The 16,099-nt window shown below is 54.2% G+C and carries 12 protein-coding genes; 7 read left to right on the forward strand and 5 right to left on the reverse strand.

What is annotated here, in order from left to right; all coding sequences use genetic code 11:
* Positions 1–47: 47 nt before the first annotated feature.
* From B157_RS40640 to B157_RS0127760, 4 genes are all read left to right on the forward strand, one after another.
* Complete coding sequence (locus B157_RS40640) at positions 48–245, forward strand: transposase (protein ID WP_425423216.1); 198 nt, start codon at positions 48–50, stop codon at positions 243–245.
* Positions 229–423: a hypothetical protein gene (locus B157_RS38600; protein ID WP_020606579.1), complete on the forward strand. Its 195-nt coding sequence runs from the start codon at positions 229–231 to the stop codon at positions 421–423. The genes B157_RS40640 and B157_RS38600 overlap by 17 nt, the downstream gene beginning before the upstream one ends.
* Before the next feature lies 1 nt (position 424).
* Entirely contained in the window at positions 425–790 is a 366-nt protein-coding gene (locus B157_RS36125; RefSeq protein WP_052647026.1) for a transposase, read from the forward strand.
* Between the two features lie 166 nt (positions 791–956).
* Entirely contained in the window at positions 957–1,151 is a 195-nt protein-coding gene (locus tag B157_RS0127760) for a hypothetical protein (protein ID WP_020606581.1), read from the forward strand.
* Positions 1,152–2,032: 881 nt separating this feature from the next.
* Here the strand turns inward: B157_RS0127760 and B157_RS40645 are convergent.
* The 3 genes from B157_RS40645 to B157_RS0127775 all read right to left on the reverse strand — a co-directional run bounded on the left by B157_RS40645 (position 2,033) and on the right by B157_RS0127775 (position 3,910).
* Positions 2,033–2,392, reverse strand: coding sequence for an HNH endonuclease (locus B157_RS40645; protein WP_211225024.1), 360 nt, complete (start codon positions 2,390–2,392; stop codon positions 2,033–2,035).
* 32 nt (positions 2,393–2,424) lie between these two features.
* Complete coding sequence (locus tag B157_RS0127770; protein ID WP_020606583.1) at positions 2,425–3,351, reverse strand: YsnF/AvaK domain-containing protein; 927 nt, start codon at positions 3,349–3,351, stop codon at positions 2,425–2,427.
* A gap of 64 nt (positions 3,352–3,415) precedes the next feature.
* Complete coding sequence (locus B157_RS0127775; protein WP_245565306.1) at positions 3,416–3,910, reverse strand: YsnF/AvaK domain-containing protein; 495 nt, start codon at positions 3,908–3,910, stop codon at positions 3,416–3,418.
* 409 nt (positions 3,911–4,319) lie between these two features.
* Between B157_RS0127775 and B157_RS38605 the strand changes: the two genes are divergently transcribed.
* Both B157_RS38605 and B157_RS37780 read left to right on the forward strand, forming a co-directional pair.
* Positions 4,320–4,469 (forward strand): hypothetical protein, encoded by a 150-nt coding sequence (locus B157_RS38605; protein ID WP_020606586.1) that lies wholly within the window; start codon positions 4,320–4,322, stop codon positions 4,467–4,469.
* 391 nt (positions 4,470–4,860) lie between these two features.
* A complete protein-coding gene (locus tag B157_RS37780) occupies positions 4,861–5,103 on the forward strand; it encodes a hypothetical protein (protein WP_084761882.1) in 243 nt (80 codons plus the stop codon).
* A 562-nt stretch (positions 5,104–5,665) separates the two neighbouring features.
* Here B157_RS37780 and B157_RS39920 read toward each other — a convergent pair.
* Positions 5,666–10,843 (reverse strand): putative Ig domain-containing protein, encoded by a 5,178-nt coding sequence (locus tag B157_RS39920; protein WP_020606588.1) that lies wholly within the window; start codon positions 10,841–10,843, stop codon positions 5,666–5,668.
* A 128-nt stretch (positions 10,844–10,971) separates the two neighbouring features.
* Positions 10,972–15,096 (reverse strand): hybrid sensor histidine kinase/response regulator transcription factor, encoded by a 4,125-nt coding sequence (locus B157_RS0127805; protein WP_041952301.1) that lies wholly within the window; start codon positions 15,094–15,096, stop codon positions 10,972–10,974.
* Positions 15,097–15,819: 723 nt separating this feature from the next.
* Between B157_RS0127805 and B157_RS36145 the strand changes: the two genes are divergently transcribed.
* On the forward strand, positions 15,820–16,099 hold a 280-nt coding region (locus B157_RS36145; RefSeq protein ID WP_020606591.1), incomplete at its 3' end, for a fasciclin domain-containing protein.

Genomic DNA, 16,099 nt, shown 5'->3' on the forward strand with positions numbered 1-16,099 from the left:
ATGAGCGGCGAACCGTCGAAAAACTCATTTGCGTCAAACGAAAAAGTATTTGGCCACTTCAACGCATTGTCGAAGCGATCTTTTATCTGACTAAAAACGGCATCCTCTGGCGCGATCTGCCCGATGGGTTTCCGCCTTGGCAAACCGTCTATTGGTACTTCCGAAAATGGAGCAAAGACGACACATGGATACTGATTGCCAACGAGCGGGGCCGCCCGCGCGGTGACGATGCTTCACCGCCTTAGAGTAGACAAAAAGCCAGTCCCAACAGTAGCAGTAATCGACTCGCAGAGCGTTAAGAACTCCTCGACTGCCACCCAGCATATTGGCTTTGATGGCGGTAAACTCATTAAGGGCCGAAAGCGATTTTTGATGGTCGATACGATGGCGGGGCCGCCCGTGTGGGCATTTGTTGTGGACTGACGTGCGTCCAGCTAACGTTCATGATGGGCAGGCAGGCGTTACGTTTTGGGAACAGGCCGAGCATATCAACCCGTTGTTGGATGATTTGGTCTTGATGTATGCTGACAGTACGTTTGGGGGCCATTTTAAGGAACAGTTGGAAACGATTTATGACATGCGCGTGGTCATTTCAAAGACCCCGATTGAGGATCAACCCGCTGTTGGTGCGTTAGTTATTCACAAATGGAGATGGATAGTCGAACGTACTATTAGCTGGTTAGGTAATAATCGCAGATTGGCAAAAGACTATGAACGAACGATTCTGTCAGCTCAAAGTTTCATTTGGATTGCCCACATCAGGCGTACGATTAGACACGCATTTTGCTAACTCAAACAGCTTCTAAATGAATCGGTCAAGTGCTGTCATGCTATAATCACTACAACTATCAACTTCAACCAGTAGCACACGGTATCGTATTTGATGTTGAGTGGGTTACCTTTCGTTAATAAACGTATTAATGCCTGTATACTTTCACTTTACTAAACCATAGGCTATGAAAACACTGATCAAATACTCCTTTTTTGTTCTGTCGCTAACGACACTAGCGACTGCCTGCGATCCTAAGAAAAAGGGCAGTAACACGGCCGATGGAGAAACGTCCACAAAAGATACCTCCATGGTGGTTACCAAGGATACGGCTCAGGTGGTTACCAAGACCACGGTAGAAACTGACACGATAAAGAAATAATCCGCCTTTTTAGGGATTCTTTTGACAACTGACCGCAGCCGCCGGCCTGCCGGCAAAGAATTACGCCGGGCGACGTTCGCCAAGGAATGAAGACCGTCATAGCTGTAGCCCACTGGCCCTAAATTGTTCCGCTGGAAGAACTACTCCATTAGCTAAAACGGAAGGCGGCTCTGCTGAGGAGCAACCGAGTAGGGATAAGCTAATCCACATACAACCGTGCAGTACCCCGATCTTGATAGCTCCAAGCCAGATCGGGGCTTTTTAATGCTACTCTTATGTCATCAGCAGAAACGGTGGTCAGCAGACTTCAGGGCTTAATTGTTGAAAACGACATCCGCCAAGTGGAAGTATACCGGTATAGTGACAGCAAGCTTTACAATCGAAGTGACACCTGGTCTTTTGGTCACGAATACATCCAGGTGGGTAACGACTCATACAACCTGGGTCGAATGGTCACTTTTCTACTGGTCGATCAGTGTTTGTGTCTTTACTTCTAACGGCATTGAAGTGAACATGTTTACCAATCGGTTGAACCCAAGAGGAATGATTCAAGTTTTAGTGCCTTTTGTCAAAATTGTCCAGAAAACTCAATAGGCCCAAACGGAAAAAGTAGGACGTGTATCCATCAGATAAGCACAATGCTTGTCTAAAAATCTGTGGGTGTAGCCCGTCAGGACATCATCGGGTCCCTTTGCCGAATCGTACATAATTCACAGGTTTAACTAATGTACGATCTGACTTTTCCATACGGGTGGCTCAACGCGCAGTCAAAATGACCACTGATTTGAGAATTTACTCATCACAGCTCAAACGTACTATGTAATTAAACTCAGCCGCCGAGTCGCCCCGACGGCTGGTCTTCAAAACCGTGCGTGAGACTTTCACCTCACACGGCTCCTCGATGGTTTGGCAATAGATAATGAACCTCCTAAGTCTACTTCCTGTCGATCCGTCGCAGTATTGGTATNGTGACAATGTCGGTGCAGTAATTGAAGGTTGATGTACCGATCCGTACCCCCTAGGGAGCGGGGAACCTTGTGGTCAACTTCCAGTAGATCACCATACCTGAAAAACAGTTTGCAGTGAGCGCACTGCCCTTTTTGGGTCGCTTTGCCGTTTCGTACGGCACCGGCCGGCCGGTGCCGTACGAAACGGCAAAGCGACCCTACTGCTTGAGTTTCACCCAGGGCGTATCTAAAAAAGGGGGTAACTGAAGACCAGTCACCCCCTCCACTACCCACTCCTGAAGCTAACCGTACCAGGAGCTAATCGGTTACTTAGTCGAGGACGGCACATCCCCAGAATGACCAGTCGTCCGGTCGGTATCAAGAGGTTTATCCGGCGAAACCAGATTCTCTACGTCCACTTCCGTACGACGAACATTCTCACGCACTACCTCTTCCCGCTCCGTTACGTCTTTGCCAACCGATATCTCTTCTACGACCTGGGCGGTCTTGGAAATCACGGGCACCTCCGCCTGCTCTCGCAATTCAATCTGCCCCTCCTGGAAAGCCGTCAGATCAGCTTCCGTTGCCGGACGGTTCACCGGGGTACGCTCGACCCTTACCCGTTCCTGGCGCAGCCGAATACTCTCTTCCACCGGCATTTCCACAATACGGCTCTTCAACCGAACGCCACCCGTTTCGACCGTCCGCTTGCCGACCGCCAGATTCTCCTCAATTACATTAATGGTTTGATCCGTGTCGCTCGTTGGATGGCTTACATCGCTCAGACCCGTCGCGGCAGGGCCGGCGTAACCGTGTTGGGCAGCCCGCTCGTTAACGTCCACCGCCCCATTATCATCCAGCAAATCGGCCGCCCGCTTCGCTTCGTCTTCCGTTTCGGCGTGCACCGTTACAATCGAGCTGCGGCTGCCAACGGCCGAATACTTTTTGCGGTCATCCTCCTCATCGCTACCACCAAACAACGAACTAAAAAAGCTGCCGATGCTATCCCCTACGTCTTTGGTATCGTCCACCACTTCTTCGGTTGTGGTGCCCGATGTATTGGTATGCCGATCCGGAATAAGAGCCCCCCTGGTGGATCCCTCTGTCGTCGCGTCGACACCGGTGTTGGTACCGGTATCGGTGTAGGCCGATATGTCCACCTGTGAGCGGCTGAAGCCGTTGCTAACGAGTTGGTCAACAGCCTGCTGAGCTTCGCTCGTGTTGTCGAAAATGCCGATTACTGTTTGTGCCATGAGTTGTACTGGGTTTTGCGTTGAGTATTAAATGGACTTGATGTATATAACGAGGGTTTGCCAATCAAACCGGACGTTCAGGGGGAGCCGGGATCCGCTCGACGGTTACTTCCTCCCGGCGCAGCAGAACCGTTTGGGTTTCATTGTGTTGGGTATGGTGTTTAGTGACGTAGATCTCTTCGATGAGCATCAGGCGTTTTTGCACCACCAGTACTTCCTTAAGGACCGGGTAAATCATCGTGTCACCCTGCTGGCGGGGGGCCGGTGGCTGGTCCACGTACTGATTGACGGGCACATGCTCAATGGTATACTCCTCCCGGGTGAGGGGGATCGTTACGGTTTCCGGAGCCTGATGAACGATTTTTGTTAGTTTCACCCGGCCCGTTTCCACGACCTGGCTACCTACCTGCAACTGCTCTTCAATGAGGGGAATGCGGAGTTGGTTTTCAACAAAATCATCGGGCTGTGGGGAGGCCGAAGAAAAAGGAGAATTATCAGTTGTCTGCATGGATGCGCCAATGAACGGGTGGCTATACCCAACGGGATGTATAGGTTCCATTCTGCTTGTAGGTTAAATCTAGTAAATCAGAAATCAAGAATTATGTTTATAGATTCAGTAGATTTTTTCAAACCTGCTGGAACCACCAACCAGGGAAAAGTTAACGTTGGTCTCATCAAGTGGCTACCCAGGCTATTGGCCCGGCAGCTCCCAAGCTCGTTAAACAGCCTCTACCGGCATCTGTCAAAAGCTACCCTAGTTGCTCGGTACTAGTCCCCGTGTTTCTGTAGAACCCTCATTTGCTTGTAGCCACGGGTAACCCTGTCCTTCGCCTTGCGGTATAGCCTACTTTATAGCTTACTTTCAGAAAACCCGGTTCGACTACCGGGGCGCTGAAGCGCCTGCCCCTCACTTTTTACAACATAAACGCTCGTTGGATGTTTACCCAACAATCAACCCACGAGCCACTATGCCCGCTATAGAGCAAGCCCCGGAAACGACGCAGGAAACTAAAACAACCGTTACCAAGACCACATCGACGGAGGAGAACACTGATTCACCAGCCAAAAAGGGAACAACTAGCGAGACGCTCAAAACGGGAGACAATACGGACCGGTAGCTCCTGGCTACCCCTGGATAAAGAACCACGCCTGAGCTACTGGCTGGCCGTTTTACTGGCAGGGGTCAGGAACCGCCTAGCTGTTTTCTTAACCCGTTAGGCGTTTGGCTACGGGCCAAAAATGCCCAATGGTAGAATGGTTCACGTTCTTTTCTGCCTGCCACAGCTCAAAATCACAGTGGAGTTTTAACCAGGAGTCATAGCTATTGCCAAAAGCTTGCGAAAGACTGCCCGCTATTTGGGAGTTATTACCTTGCCGTTCATTCACTAGAGTTGTTCGGGTTTTCGGGGGATGTTCCTAAGGCTTTGGCCACCTGGGTGGTTGGCCTTTTTCATTTTATCAACTTAACACCGGCTCAATAGCCTTAAAGTGCCTTAAAACCTGACTACCATGAAAATGAATACCCAGTCCCTGCTCAATTTAGAAGTTAGCTTGGACGAGTTGATACAGGCTTTTAGGAGTTTACCCGACAAGCCCCATGATCAACGTCGTCATGCCGTCAAATTTACCGTTACTGACGATTATGGCCACCCTTGCGAGCGCGAACTTCTTTTCAGTTGGAACCAAGACCATAATGATTGGGAATTAAACGCTAAAGGTCATGATCTATTAATAACCGCTTCAGCGCGCTGATGATACTTTAATCGTCCAGTTGGGAGTAGTTTACGCCTGAAAAAGCCGGTGACGGTAGGTCACAACTTGTGCTTGAAAATGGCATTTAGACACTCTGGAGGTAAGCCTTCTATACGTGCCAACTTAAGTAGCACGATAAGTGCTCCTCTTTCCGTCAGCCTATCTTGATTAAAATTCTTCCAACCCTCAGTTAGAGTATATTGATGAGTAAAGGGTAGTTGCCAACATTCGGGGAAAATGTTTCATCAACTAGATTAAACTAATTGATAATCAGCCGTTTATTTAGAGTTCGTCCTCCCTCTTGCTACGAATGTTGGCCACTTTACTATTTTCATTGGATTTGTTCAGGTTAGCTGACAGATTAGCCGAATATACTGAACCTTGATTGCTGAACAAGTTCGATTAACTAGTTTGAGCGCTTAAGAACGATTTTATTGATCCCAGTCCTGCTTGGGGACTGGTACATTCATACGTTCATTTAAACGTCCGAATCACAAAAGCAGCCGCGCTTATTTAAATGAGCGCGGCTGCTTTTGTAAATCCGTCTGGTCAGGAACCAATGTTACTCCGTTTTGAGCAGCTTGAGCGTCTGGCTTTGCGTGGATGTGCTCACCCGCAGCAGCAGCACACCCGCTGGAACCTGGCCCAGGCGGAGCGTCTGACGCTCCACTACCCCGGCCCGACCAACCCACTGCTCAATCACCGGGTGACCCCGCTCGTTGGTCAGTTGCAGGCGCAGGGCCTGCCCGTCGACACCCCGCACCTCTACTTCGACCGACTCGCCCACCACCGGGTTACCCAATACGGTGACCGTCAGCGGCACTTCTGAACCCGTGCCCAGCCGGGCACCCGGGTTGCAGGCTGCCAGCCAGCCATAGCTGAAACTAGCACTTACCCCGCTCTGAACCGCTCGTAAACCGATGACCGGGTTGTCGGTGTACAAATCCAGCGTGTAGGGTCCTGGATTGGTGGTAGGAACCAGCTCGTTGACCACCGAGAAGCTCACCGGTGTGCCGTTCGGGCCCGCATACTGGGGAGTGAACGTCAGTCGGCGCTGACCCACTGAGAGCACCTGGCAACTGATGGTTTGAACCCCCGTAATGCTGAATGTAGTCGGCGGGGGCGTACTACCCACCGGATTCACCGTGAGACTGAAACTGGTGCTGGCACTCAGACTCCCCGGATCGGTCACCGTTACCGTCACTGTGCTTACCCCACTCATCGAGGGCGTACCCGAGATGGTCGAAGGAGCCACGAAGTTCAGCCCCGCTGGAAGACCATTCACTGTCAGCGTTAACTGATTGGGCGTCTCGGCATCGGTGAACACATTCGCCAAAGAGAGCGTATAAGTCACGCCCACCGTAGCCGACTGAGGTGGTACGGGGTTGGCCACCGTCGGAGCGGTGTTGGCCGTTGAAGCGCTACACGCACTCAGCCAGTTGTAGGCAAAACTACTCGATATCCCGCTCTGCACCGCCCGGAGCGTCACCACCGAATTGTCGGTGTACAGATTCAGCGTGTAGGGACCCGGTGCCGTGGTGGGGGCCAGTTCGTTGACCACCGAGAAGCTCACCGGTGCCCCGTTCAGGCCCGCATACTGCGGATTGAAGGTCAGTCTGCGCTGCCCCGCCGAGAGTACTTCGCAACGGATGGTCTGCACGCTGGTGATGCTGAAGGTACCCGTTGGCGGGGGTGGGGTACCGGCGGCCGGATTCACCGTGATGGTGAAGCTGGTACTGGCCGAGAGACTGCCCGGATCAGTCGCCGTTACCGTTACGCTGCTTACCCCACTCATCGAGGGCGTACCCGAGATGGTCGAAGGAGCCACGAAGTTCAGCCCGGCGGGCAGGCCCGTCACCGACAGCACCAGGCCGTTAGGTGTTTCGGCATCGGTGAACACATTGGCTAAAGACAACGTGTAGCCCACACCCACCGTAGCCGACTGGGGCGAAACCGGATTCGCTACGGTAGGCGGGGTGTTAGCCGTCGTGCTGCTGCACACCGACAGCCAGTTGTAGGCAAAAAGGGTATTGGCCCCGCTCTGGGCAGCACTCAGGGTGATAACCGGGTTATCAGTGTACAGATTCAGCATGTAGGGGCCGGGACTGGTGGTCGCCACCAGTTCACTGACGACCGAGAAACTCACTGGTGCTCCGTTCAGTCCCGCGTACTGCGGATTGAACGTCAGTCGGCGCTGGCCCGCGGAGAGCACTTCGCAACGGATGGTCTGAACCCCCGTGATGCTGAACGTACCACTTGGCGGGGGGGGAGTGCTCCCAGCCGGACTCACCGTGAGTGTAAAGCTGGTGCTAGCCATCATACTCCCCGGATCAGTGGCTGTGATGGTCACATTGCTCACCCCAGACAGAGAAGGCGTACCCGAGATGACGCGGGTGGTGGGGTTGAAACTTAACCCGTTGGTCGGACTGAGACTGGCCGAGTAGGTCAGGGCATCCCCATCAGGGTCGGTGAAGGCGTTGACCGTGTAGGCGAAGGCCGTGCCCACCGTAGCGGTCTGGTTGACGTTGGCCGTAGCTACCGGAGCCTGATTGGTCATCGGAGCCGGACTAACCATAATAGTGAAGCTGGTACTGGCCGACAAACTGCCCGGATCGGTGGCCCTCACCATCACACTCGTCACACCACTCATCGAAGGGGTACCCGAAATGGTCATAGGCGCCGTGAAGTTCAGCCCCGCTGGCAGACTCGACACCTTGAGGATCAGGCTGTTGGGTGTTTCGGCGTCGGTAAACACACTGGCTAGTGAGAGGGTGTAGGCGACACCGACCGTAGCCGACTGAGGTACTACCGGGTTAGCCACCGTAGGCTGGGTATTCGCCTGGATCACCGTCACGCTGACCGTACCCGAGAGGGTCTGGCTGGTGGGTGAGGTAGCGTCAGTGACCAGAACGGTGAAGGTTTTTACGCCCGCCGACAAGCCCGACACGCTCCCCGTGTTACCGCTGGGGGTAATGGTGCCAGGCCCGCTGAAGACATAACGGTAGGGCGTTGTACCGCCCGCCACACTGGCCGACAGCGTGGTCGTACCCGTCGTCAGAAGCATCGTTGGACTGGCCGTGAAAGTAAGTGCCAGTGGCTTTACCACCACCGGAGCCGGACTCACCGTGATGGTAAAGCTGGCAGCGACCGACAGACTACCCGGATCGGTAGCCCTCACCGTTACGCTGCTTACACCTGACATCGAAGGCGTACCGCTGATGGTGCTGCCTGCCAGTGTCAGCCCGGCAGGAAGACCGCTGGCCGAATAAGTCAGCACGTCCCCATCAGGGTCCAAGAAGGAAGAAGCCACGTCGAGGCTGAAGGCTTGCCCTATAGTGGCCGTCTGGTTGTTGATGCCGCTGGTGGTAGGAGCCTGATTGGCCTGGCTCACCGTCACACTTACCGTAGCCGAGATAGTCTGGTTGATGGGCGTGGTCGCATCGGCAGCCGTGACGGTGAAGGTCTGTACACCCGCACTCAGGCCCGACACGCCAGCGGTGTTGCCGCTGGCCGCAATGGTGCCCGGTCCTGTAAAGCGGTATGCATACGGAGACGTACCACCCGACACCGTGGCCGACAGCATGGTCGTTCCCGTCGTCAGAATCGTCGCCGGACTGGCCGTGAAGTTCAGCGTCAGCGGAGTGACCACGACCGGGGCCGGACTCACCGTAATGGTGAAGCTGGTACTGGCCGTCAGGCTCCCTGGATCACTCGCTGTCACTCTTATGCTGCTCACACCGATGCTGGTGGGGGTTCCGGTAATGATGCGCGTGGCCGGATCAAAGGAAAAACCGTTAGCCGGATCAATGTTAGCCGTGTAGATCAGGGGCTGTGCCTCGGGGTCGGTGAAGGCGGCCACTGTATAGGTGAAGGCCGTACCGACAGTGGCGGTTTGGTTGGCGTTAGCCGTGGCCACGGGGGCGGTGTTCAGGGTGCCCACTGTGGCGCTGGCGATGGCCGAGCAGCCATTGTTTGTAGTGACTGTCACCGAGTAGACACCCGCCGGGACCACAATGCTGGGGGTGGTCTCGCCCGTCGACCAAATCTGGGTGGTGCCCCCCCCCGCCGTCAGGGTAGTGCTGCCCCCGCTGGTGACGGTCAGGTTACCGCTGATACTGGCCGTGGGCGGGGTTTTATCCTCAGTTACCGTAGTACTGGCCGAAGCCGTGCAACCGCTGGCACCGGTGACGGTAACCGAGTAGGTACCCGCGCTGCTCACAGTACGCACGGCAGCCGTGGACTTATCCTCCCAGCGGTAGGTGGTCCCCCCGCTGGCTGTCAGGCTGGCACTGGGCGTGGTACAGTTCAGCGTCGCAGTAACGGGACTGATGCTGGCCGTTGGTGCCGTGTTGACCGTCAGGCGAAAGGCTGAACTGGTCACACTACTGCTACCGTCGTTCACCACTACCGAGTAGTTACCCGCAGCACTTAGCGGCACGTTGCTCAGGCTCAGGCTGGCCGTAGTAGCCGAATTATTACCGGTCAGGGGGGTTGCGTCCTTGTACCACTGATAGGTAGGCGTACCTACCCCCCCCAACACATTGGCACTCACCGTGACAGTGCTGCCTACACAGACATCCGCGCTGCCGGCCGAAAGCGTAACAGCAAGAGGAATACACTGGCCGATACCCCGGCGACAAAAGTCATTGAAATCACCCCCTCCGGGCAGGCCCGTGTTGTTAGCGAAGCTAATTGCTCTCCCTCCTCCACAAAACACGGTGTAAGAGGCCGGAAAGCAGCCGCTCAACTGGTTGCTGTACAGATAAAAAAACACCAGGTTGGTCAGTGCACTCCAGCTATTGGGCAAAGGGCCGCTCAACTGATTGATATACAAATTAATCCCCTGCAGATTAGTGAGCGCACTCCAACTGGTGGGNANGNNGCCGCTCAANTGGTTNNTNNNCAGNTCAAGNTCAACCAGGTTGGTAAGCGCACTCCAGCTACTGGGCAGAGAACCGCTCAACTGGTTGTTGTTCAGCCGAAGCTCTTGCAAGTTGGTGAGCGCGCTCCAACTGGTGGGTAGGATGCCGCTCAATTGGTTAATGCGCAGTTCAAGCTTAACCAGCTTGGTGAGCGCACTCCAGCTATCGGGCAGAGAGCCGCTCAACTGGTTTGCGAACAGCGTAATCTCCAACAGGTTGGTGAGCGCACTCCAACTGGTGGGCAAAGGGCCGCTCAACTGGTTTCTTGACAGTTCAAGTTCAACCAGGTTGGTCAGTGCACTCCAGCTACTGGGCAGAGAGCCGCTCAACTTGTTGGTGAACAGCCAGAGAGTTCGCAGGTTGGTAAGCGTGCTTAAACTACTGGGCAGCGTGCCAACCAAGTTGTTGTTCTCTAAACGTATTGCTGTCACTCGTCCACCTTGGCAGGAAACGCCATACCATCCTGCACCGCATGGGTCGGTGGTGGAAAGCCAGTTGGTTTTGTTGGTCCAACCGGAACCATTGGTGGCATTATATAGATCTACCAGTCCGGCATAGTCGGGATGGTCTACCACCGGCAGGCCCAGTACCGATTCCCGACCCGCCGTCCTGCTGTCAGCCGGAGCATTGACCGTTTCGGCCGGGTCGGTTGACGCGGATAGCGTTGGGTTGCGGGCCACAACCGACCCGCTGAGCAGACACCCGATCAAACTGAATACAGCCCATTGGATAGGATAGTGCCCCAGCGTGGGGGCAACGCGCTGGCGTAAGGAGCCAGTAAGCCGGGTGAGAAAAGAAGAGGTAAGGGTTAGCGTCATGGTAGCCGCGCGGGTTAGGGGATTGATTATGGAGAATCGCCCCGCAAGGGTACGGGTATTGACCCCAAACCAGGTGGAGATTTAGCCCAATGAGGTGGAGATTTGTCCCAGGCCGTGAAAAAAAGAAATTATTTATGATCCAGGCCCCGAAACGTGCTGGGGGAGACGCCACACGCTTCTGAAAAAATCCGACTGAAGTACTTTGGGTCGTCAAAACCCACGGCGTAGGCGACCTGAGCAATGCTTAACTCTGGTAACAGGAGTAACTCTTTGGCTTTTTGTAAGCGCAAGGCCCGCAAATAGGGGTTGATCGACATCCCCGTTAGGGCGGTCAGCTTCCGGTGTAGAGAGTTGCGGCTCATGCCTATCAACGTACATATTTTTTCAACACTTAACTCGGCGTTATCCAGATGAGGGGCTAAGACTCCATGCAGCTTCACCACAAACTGGTCTTCCAGCGAATCAACGATGTCTGCCGGGACGGGCGTTGCGGGTAGCTGACCCAGGGCCAGCTGGCCGTAGTAGTGCTGCAACCGGTGCCGGGTTTGCAGCAGGTTTCCCAACACGACCAGCAGCTCTTCCCGCTGGAAGGGCTTCACTAAGTAAGCATCCGCTCCCCGCCGTAAGCCCGCGATGCGGTCGCTCACCGCAGCCCTGGCCGTGAGCAACACGATGGGAATATGGCTGGTCCGTTCGTCGTTCTTCAGCGTGTCGCAGAGGGCAAAACCATCTTTGAGCGGCATCATGACATCGCTCAGGATTAGATCCGGTATGGTCGCCAGCGCAAGGTCAATGCCTGTTTGCCCGTTTTCGGCCCGAGCCACCCGGTACTCCCCCTGCAAACAGGTCTGGATATAGGTAGCTACGTCGTCATTGTCTTCCACCAGTAAGAGCACGGGTCGCTCACTGGCCGCATCGTGCGCGGGTTCGACCCACTCCCTCGGCTCGGCGCTGACCTGCAGCGGTGGGGACAGCACATTCTCTGCCAGGGGTGCCAGCCGGGTCAGGGGCAGACTAACCACAAACTCGGCGCCCCGCCGGGATTGGCCCAGACTAGACCCATCCCGGCCAAATTGATTGCGAACCGCCAAGCCACCCTGCATCAGCCCCACCAACTCCCGCACCAGCGAGAGGCCAATGCCTGTACCACCCCCCAGCGAGTTGTTCGGATGCCCTACCTGGTAAAAGCGGTCGAAGATCCGGGTTAGACTGGCTGGTTCAATGCCAGGTCCGGTATCGCAGACAGTGATCCGAATCCACGACTCATCGAGATGGCGGATCGGGGTAATTGCTTCGTAGTATCCCGCCAGGGTGAGCGGGTGCCAGCTATTCTGAAGGGCGACTGCATACGTCACTTGTCCGCCACTAGGGGTAAATTTTATGGCATTAGCCAGCAGGTTGGCTAAAATGTCCTGGACTTTGTCGGGGTTAAAGTCGGCTTCAATAGAGACTTCCTCTGCGTCAAACTGTAGGTGTATGCCCTTGGCCTTCGCCATCGAATGGAACGATTCACCGACGTAATGGATAAAGCCCAGTAGGTTGCCCCGCACCAGCGGAAGCGGCATTTGGCCGGCTTCCAGCCGGGAGAGCTCCAGTATCTGGTTGATCAGCCGCAACAGGTTGCTGCCCTGGCGCTCGATAAGGCCCGCCGACAGCCGTAGGCTGGGATCAGGCTGCCGGTTGAGGTTGGCCGCTATGCCCAAAATCACAGTGAGGGGCGTGCGAAACTCGTGCGAGATATTGGCAAAAAAGCGGGACTTTGTCTCATCGAGCCGCTGAAGTACCTGAGCCTGCTGCTCAATGATCTGTTTATCCGCTTCAATTTGGGTGGTGGCCTGCCTAATCTGGGTTTGCAGCCGGGTTTGTTCCTGCCGGTGGCGGATCTGTCGCCACCGCCCCCACCCCCAGATGGAGCCGATCAGCAGGCACCCCATCAGCATCAGAAACCAACCGCGCAGGTAAAACGGACGCAGTACAATCACCCGGATAGCCAGGTTCGCCGACGACAATCGACCATCAGCCGCCTGCCCCTTCACCAGTAATTGATAGTCGCCATAGGGTAAATTACCCAACCGCAGCGAGGGCTCGGTTTGATACGTCCATTCGTTGTCTAACCCCTTAAACTGGTACGCATACACATTTTTCTGAGCGTCGGCGTAGTTCAGCAGGGCAAAGTCCAATACACTGGTCCGGTCGCCAGGCTGCAGAATAATCTGGCTGCTTTTCAGGAGTTCGTCGGTTTTGTCAACGAGTTTGTCCAGTGAATTATCAAACTGCCGAAACGAGACGATGCGCAGGGGCAGCGTAACCGGGGGTTTCTCCCGTTCAAAATCCGGGGGATTAAATGCCGTAATGCCATTGAGGCCCCCGAAATAAAGTCGCCCCTGCTGATCCTGGAAGTGGGCAATGCGGTTGAATTCATTGTGAGTAATGCCATCCTGCACCGAATAGGACCGGGTGGTCATCCCGACGGGATCAAACTGCATAATGCCGTAATCGCTGCTTAGCCACAGATGGCCACGGCGGTCGGCGTACACGGCGTAAATATTATCGTTGGATAACCCTTCAGTACGCCTGAACTGCCGGAACGTGTTCCGCTGGCGGTCCCACCGAATGAGCCCGGAATTAGCCGTCGCCAGCCAAAACACCCCCTGGGGGTTCTGATAAAAATGCTGATAGCTATCGGCGGGCAGCCGAAAGCGCCCTTTCCCCCCGCTCCAGTAACGGGCTGTGACGCCCATTGACGGATCAACCGTGTATAAACCGGTCATCGCGCAGATCCAGATGGTGCCCTGGCGATCAGCCCCGACATGAAGCACATGCGCCTGGGCCAGTTCGGGAAACTGGTTGTACCGGCTAAAAGGCAAAACCTGCCCCGTTTTGGCCTCCACCAACCAAAGACCCAAAAGCCCACCGGCGATCAGGTGCTGATTACTGAACGGGTACAGGGTCCAGATCGATTCGGCCGTGGCTAGTGGCGATGTGGTGTTGGTACCCCTTTGAAGGTCATACGTAGTTAACTGATTGATTTGGCCAACCTGCAGTTTCCCTGACTGATTGTGGCTTAGGCCATAGAACGTGCCACCCCCAAACAGACTTTTTACCGACCCACCCGACAGGTTGCAGGTAAATAAGCCTTTCTTTTCCAGGTTGGCGTACACCTCATCCCCAATAACGCTGATTCCCCGAACGGCTACCGTCTTTTCCGCGTTGGCCGGCTCGTAAAACAGGCGGTGGAAGTAGTTTTCAACCACTTTGACCTGAAATACCCCAAAACTGGTTCCCAACCACATCCAGCCGTTTTTGTCGCGAAAAAAACATCGGTTCTCTGCCGACTGGCCTGCCAGTTGGCCCTTTAGATCCAGTAGGTTTCCCCGGGTTAGACTCCGTAGCTGCGTGCCATTCCAAATTAATCCGCTACGGTCAAACGCGTAGCAAACCGGGAAGAGAAGCTCCGCTCTTCGTTGCAGTAGTGAAGCCGGTAACTCGCGTCGGTACCCACGCTCGTCTACGCTGTACAATACATTTTGAGGACGGTTGGGCGTGCCGTAGGCAAGATAGAAAAACTCGATACCAGCATTCCGCTGGCCCAAACAGACCTCAATTCCGGCCCTGTCATGTTGAAACTCGTGAAGCACCCGCCCATCCCCGGTTAGTTCTACCAAAATATTATTACCTGCGATGGCCCAGACGGTATTACGGGGAGTAACATGGAGTACCGTCAGGTTTTTATACCGGGGCAGTGCAACATAGTGCAGACCCGATTTGGGGTGGTATGAAACCAGTATAGCCGGTTGGTAATTGGCGAAGAAAATGGTGCCGTTATCGCTGCCAAATACCCGCTGCTTGCTAACCAGGGAACTCGTCAGGGGGAGTTTTTTAAACTTTTTATCAAATGAAACGGCCGTGCCTGTCAGCGGATTGAACAGGGTAATCTGTGCCTGGCTGTAGGGCCCCATGAGCCATAACAGCCCATCGGCATCCTGAGCAATGGCTTGTATATCGTCGAAGCCAAGTCCGTTGCGCTCTTTGGTGTAGGTGGTAAAATTTAACCCATCGAATCGATTCAGCCCCAATTTGGTCCCGAACCACATAAAACCCTGCCGATCCTGAAAAATGGCGTTTACCTCCCGGTGCGATAAGCCATTTTCAGGACTATGGTGTTTCACCGAAGCGGTAAACTGCTGCGCCTTGGTCAGCGAAAGCGAACAAAGGCCGAGTAGTATCCCCAAAACGAGCCTGATCGCTTTCACTGTAGGTGGTGTTGTAGCCTATAAAGACGATAAATAGCCAAATATACGTAAGGCATCGTCTAAATACCTGTCAACTCCATAAGTGGTGTATGTTTCGGTGATTTTGGCCGCCCACTACTCGACACGAAAAAGCTGCGTTCAGATTCAACCGGCGCGGCTTTTTAGAGGGAAGGCTTTTCAGTACAGTCGGTTGGAATTGGAGTGGTACGCCACCGCGGGGCCGAAGCAAGGGGACAAGCGACTTCCTTTTCATTCCCCATTCATATCTTGGCCAGTCCCAGTTTGAATCGGAGGGTTTTCTTAACGGTTTCAGCGGTAGCTGCTATTAACACAAAGCATTCATTGAGAACAAAATAACGAGTTCATTAAATAGCATCAGTTACCCTTTCATTGACTGAAATGGCCGCATGGGTAACAGGAAGGGCTGTAAGGAATTAAACATATTTGTCACGCGAGAAATATATACGTACCATCCATCTGAAGCCTATCGAATAGGTTTTTNGCTATTTTCAACGTAAAGGGTAGCTTATCTTACTGTACTTATAAAATCACTACNTTTCACTGGCTCACATTCAGGGGATCAGGACACACGGTACTGGCATAATCTCTACAGGCTGCACTTCATGGACTGTGGTCACTGTGAACAAATGATGAAGCCTTACTCGAAATTGAACAAAGGCCTTGAACGCAGTGTCCTTCTTCTGTATAACAAAACCATTTTCCATGAATATTGTCGAAACTGCCGTTTCAAACGGCTCATTTAACACCCTTGTTGCCGCCGTAAAGGCCGCTGGTCTGGCCGAAACGCTNAGTGGCACGGGTCCATTCACGGTGTTTGCCCCCGTCGATGCCGCGTTTGCTGCGTTGCCCGCCGGTACGGTTGATACGCTGGTGAAGCCCGAAAGCAAAGAGACGCTGACGGGTATCCTGACCTACCACGTGGTAGCCGGTAAGGTTATGTCGTCGGATTTGACGGATGGCATGACCGCCACTACGGTCAACG

This window comes from Spirosoma spitsbergense DSM 19989 (assembly GCF_000374085.1).
GTDB classification, from domain to species: domain Bacteria; phylum Bacteroidota; class Bacteroidia; order Cytophagales; family Spirosomataceae; genus Spirosoma; species Spirosoma spitsbergense.

What these genes read in the sequence shown, in the direction of transcription:
- B157_RS0127760 (WP_020606581.1), top strand. Translation starts at nt 957, where the DNA reads ATGAAAACACTGATCAAATACTCCTTTTTTGTTCTGTCGCTAACGACA.
- B157_RS0127770 (WP_020606583.1), bottom strand. Translation starts at nt 3,351, where the DNA reads ATGGCACAAACAGTAATCGGCATTTTCGACAACACGAGCGAAGCTCAG.
- B157_RS37780 (WP_084761882.1), top strand. Translation starts at nt 4,861, where the DNA reads ATGAAAATGAATACCCAGTCCCTGCTCAATTTAGAAGTTAGCTTGGAC.
- B157_RS38605 (WP_020606586.1), top strand. Translation starts at nt 4,320, where the DNA reads ATGCCCGCTATAGAGCAAGCCCCGGAAACGACGCAGGAAACTAAAACA.
- B157_RS0127775 (WP_245565306.1), bottom strand. Translation starts at nt 3,910, where the DNA reads ATGGAACCTATACATCCCGTTGGGTATAGCCACCCGTTCATTGGCGCA.
- B157_RS38600 (WP_020606579.1), top strand. Translation starts at nt 229, where the DNA reads ATGCTTCACCGCCTTAGAGTAGACAAAAAGCCAGTCCCAACAGTAGCA.